This is a genomic window from Halomonas sp. 707D4, from assembly GCF_024158685.1.
Lineage (GTDB): Bacteria > Pseudomonadota > Gammaproteobacteria > Pseudomonadales > Halomonadaceae > Vreelandella.
Genome location: NZ_JAMZBD010000449.1, coordinates 1 through 2,493, shown reverse-complemented (window position 1 = coordinate 2,493; position 2,493 = coordinate 1). Strand labels below are relative to the sequence as shown.

At 61.6% G+C, this 2,493-nt stretch carries 3 protein-coding genes and 1 pseudogene; 1 reads left to right on the top strand and 3 read right to left on the bottom strand.

Annotated features, from left to right (window positions below):
• Positions 1 to 697, bottom strand: a 697-nt coding sequence (locus tag BIS11_RS15065) for a LysR substrate-binding domain-containing protein (protein WP_253586436.1), incomplete at its 3' end; no start/stop codon positions are given.
• 174 nt (positions 698 to 871) lie between these two features.
• Between BIS11_RS15065 and BIS11_RS15060 the strand changes: the two genes are divergently transcribed.
• Entirely contained in the window at positions 872 to 1,648 is a 777-nt protein-coding gene (locus BIS11_RS15060) for a ferredoxin--NADP reductase (protein ID WP_253426614.1), read from the top strand.
• Between the two features lie 75 nt (positions 1,649 to 1,723).
• On the opposite strand, the gene glnK is transcribed toward BIS11_RS15060, so the two are convergent.
• Both glnK and BIS11_RS15050 read right to left on the bottom strand, forming a co-directional pair.
• Positions 1,724 to 2,062 carry a P-II family nitrogen regulator gene (gene glnK, locus BIS11_RS15055; RefSeq protein WP_227389979.1) on the bottom strand — a complete coding sequence of 113 codons (339 nt, stop codon included), beginning with the start codon at positions 2,060 to 2,062 and terminating at the stop codon, positions 1,724 to 1,726.
• Positions 2,063 to 2,223: 161 nt separating this feature from the next.
• Positions 2,224 to 2,493: pseudogene (locus BIS11_RS15050) on the bottom strand (ammonium transporter); the annotation flags it as partial.

Here is a 2,493-nt window from a genome sequence, read left to right as displayed (position 1 = left end):
ATTCCACCGCACGCTTGATGCCCTCGGTGTGCTCGAGTTCAAGAAGCGTATTGAAGCGGCTTCGGCGATGGCGCGCGGCGTGCTCGAGCGTCATGCGCGTGCCGGAGCCCTCCTCGCGCATGATCCAGTCCTCGCGCAGCAGCTCCTCGAGCTCGAGATGCGCGCGCCCGGCCAAGGGGTGGCGCGGCGAGCAGAACACGCACAGCTCGTCCTCGACCCAGGGCTGACTGACGATCATCTCGTCGTCGCACTGGCCCTCGATCAGGCCCAGGTCCAGCGCGTGCTGGCGTACGCCATCGATGATGTGACGCGTATTGCGCACGGCCAGCCGTACGCGGCTGCCCGGGTAGCGCTGCATGAAGTCGCTGATCAGAAGCGTGGCCAGGTAGTTGCCGATGGTCAGCGTCGCGCCGACCTCCAGCGCCCCCACGCCATTTTGTCCGCGCAGAAGCTCCTCGATCTCCTCGGCGCGATCGAGAAGCGCCACCGCCTTGGGCAGCAGTTGAAAGCCCAGCGCGTTGAGCTTCAAGCGCTTGCCGAGGCGGTCGAGCAACTGGCAGTCGAACTGACGCTCGAGCTCGGTCAGCGCCGTGCTGGTGGCGGATTGCGACATGGCGAGCGAGCGCGCCGCCTGGGAGACGCTTTCGTGCTGGGCCACGGCGACGAAGACCTCGAGCTGGCGCAGGGTGTAATGCATGGTAGGGCCTATATCGATTTTGCAGATAAGGATTATCAGTATAATTGGCTTAACAGATAAGACGCGACTATTTAGACTTGCTCACATCAACGTCAACGTTCTTTTATTCTTTTCTAGAATATTGAATGCGAATGCCTTTCCATTGACAGGGTGTTCGCATCTCGAGGAGTCGTCATGAGCAAGTTTGCCCTGGAAGAAGTGCTGAGCGTCCATCACTGGAACGATACGCTGTTCAGCTTTCGCACCACCCGCGAGCGCAGCCTGCGCTTCAAGACCGGCCAGTTCGTGTTGATCGGCCTGGAAGTCGACGGCAAGCCCTTGATGCGCGCCTACTCCATTGCCAGCCCCAACTACGAGGATCACCTCGAGTTCTTCAGCATCAAGGTGCCGGACGGCCCGCTCACCTCGCGCCTGCAGCACCTGAAGGTAGGCGATCAGATCATGGTCAGCAGAAAGCCCACCGGCACGCTCGTGTGCGACGACCTGCTGCCCGGGCGCAATCTCTACATGCTCTCCACCGGTACGGGCTTGGCGCCGTTCATGAGCCTGATCCAGGACCCGGAAGTCTACGAGCGTTACGAGAAAGTGGTGCTGGTGCACGGCGTGCGTGAAGTCTCCGAGCTGGCCTACGCCGACTTCATTACCAAGGAGCTGCCCGCCCACGAGTATCTGGGCGAAGAGGTCGCCGAGAAGCTCGTCTACTACCCGACGGTCACCCGCGAAGAGTTCCACACCATGGGCCGGCTGACCGATCACATCAAGAGCGGCAAGATCTTCGCGGACACGGGCCTTCCGCCCATCGACCCGCGCCAGGACCGTGCGATGATCTGCGGAAGCCCGGCGATGCTCGACGACACCAGCGCCCTGCTCGACGAGCTGGGCATGAACATCTCGCCGCGCATGGGCGAACCCGGCGACTACGTGATCGAGCGCGCCTTCGTCGAAAAATAGACCCTCGCATGCAAAAAAGCCCCGTACTCGACGAGTACGGGGCTTTTTCGTGGCGCCGTCAGGCGAACGTGCGACTCACACCGCGTCCTTGCCGGTCTCGCCGGTACGGATACGGATCACCTGCTCCAGCGGCATCACGAAGATCTTGCCGTCACCGATCTTGCCGGTGTTGGCGACCTGGGTAATCGCCTCGATCACCTGCTCGGCCAGCTCGTCGTCGACGGCGACCTCGAGCTTCACCTTGGGCAGAAAATCGACCACGTATTCGGCGCCCCGGTAGAGCTCGGTGTGCCCCTTCTGGCGGCCAAAGCCCTTCACTTCCGTCACGGTGATGCCCTGCACGCCGATGTCCGACAGGGATTCGCGTACGTCATCAAGCTTGAACGGCTTGATAATGGCTGAGATCAGTTTCATTGCGACATCCTTTAACTTGTAGCCCGTTATTATCTGGGTAAGCGAAGGTCACTGGAGGCCAAACGCGCCCTGTTCCCCTTAAGCATACACCGCTCCCGCCGGAGAATAAAAAGGCCTCCCGCGAAGGGGAGGCCAGGGGCGCTGACGGGTGCCCGGAAGGCTTATTTCTTGACGCTGAACTCCGGGTAGGCCTCGAGGCCGCACTCGGCGATGTCCACGCCTTCGTACTCCTCTTCTTCGCTGACGCGAATGCCCATGATGGCCTTCAGGATCAGCCACACCACCAGGCTCGTCGCGAATACCCAGGCGAAGATGCCGACGATACCGATCAGCTGCGCGCCGAAGGAAGCATCGGTGTTGGTGAACGGCACCGCCAGTACGCCCCAGATGCCCACCACGCCGTGCACCGAGATCGCGCCGACCGGATCATC